General features: G+C 36.4%; 1 protein-coding gene. It reads left to right on the forward strand.

Annotated features, from left to right (window positions below):
* Positions 1 to 1417, forward strand: a 1417-nt coding sequence (locus FD20_RS12510; RefSeq protein WP_057738924.1) for an IS1182 family transposase, incomplete at both ends; no start/stop codon positions are given.

The raw sequence follows: 1417 nt of genomic DNA on the forward strand, positions 1-1417 counted from the left end.
GCGTAAGTATGATCTGCGTGTACTTTTAAAATTAATTTTGTTTGCGTACACAAAAGGGATCTTCAGTAGCCGTCGGATTAATACCTTGGCAGAAGAGAATTTGGCAGCCCGTTGGCTGACACAGGAACAAGTTCCAGCTTACCGAACAATTTGTCGTTTTAGAATTTCAGATGAAGTTGAGAACTTGATCAATCAATGTATTCAAAAACTAACAAAATATCTAAAGCAAAATAACTTTATTGATGAGGTTACTTTTATTGATGGAACTAAAATTTTAGCCGATGCCAATAAATATAGTTTTGTTTGGCGCAAGAATACTATTCGTTTTGACAAACTTAATCGCTCTGCGATTATATCCCTTCTGGAAGAATTAAATGAAGCTAAGTTTAAGTGCCAGCTCCCAGCAGAGACAGATCTTACTTTGGAAATGCTTGATGAAATTATCTTGCGGTTAGAGAATAACTTGAAAGATCTGAATAAAAAGATTGAAAAAGAGCACAACTCTCCAAACCCAGACAAGTCCAGACGTCGAAAACTGAAATCGTTAAAACGAAAACTTAAGTTACGCCAAACTAAGTTATTGGAATATAAAATACAAACTGGAATTTATGGTAAACGGAATAGTTATTCGAAAACAGACCATGATGCGACTTTTATGCGTGTTAAAGAAGATTCAATGCTCAACGGACAGCTAAAACCGGCTTATAATCTACAAATCGCCACGAGTAAACAATTTGTAACTGCCTTTGGCATTTTTCAAAATCCAGGAGATACCAAAACATTAATTCCCTTTTTACAGCAGCAAAAAGCAGCTGAAACTTTAGGTAAGTATATTGTGGCCGATGCGGGATACGGTTCAGAATCAAATTATCGATACTTTGAAGATGAATTACCCGAACATACAGCTTTGATTCCGTATGGGACAATGTTGAAAGAAAATAGTCGCAAATGGCAAAGTGATGACCGTAAGGTCATGAATTGGACATATCACCCTAAAGATGATTATTTTATAGATCCGCAAGGAGTTAGATTTAGTTTTTATGCTTACCGTAAGCGCAAAGACAAGTACGGGTTTGTACGTGAATTTAAAGAGTATAAGGCAAAAAAATATGATAATGATTTTCAAGTTGACCACCGAGCGTTCACTAAAAACGGAAATCCTCGCAAAATAAGTATTAATGACGCTTGGGAGTACTTCAAAGCTAAGGAACGCAAGTTGCTTTCAAATTACCAAACTGGTTCAATTTATGGACGACGTAAAATAGATGTCGAATCAGTTTTTGGTGGGTTGAAGGCTTGTTTGGGTTTTAAAAGATTTTCGGTTAGAGGCCTTGAAAAGGTAAAAAAGGAAGCTGGAATTGCCTTGATGGCGATGAACATTAGAAAATTGGTGGCGAGGGTTACCAACTATAACTGT

This window comes from Liquorilactobacillus uvarum DSM 19971 (genome assembly GCF_001434935.1).
Taxonomy (GTDB): domain Bacteria; phylum Bacillota; class Bacilli; order Lactobacillales; family Lactobacillaceae; genus Liquorilactobacillus; species Liquorilactobacillus uvarum.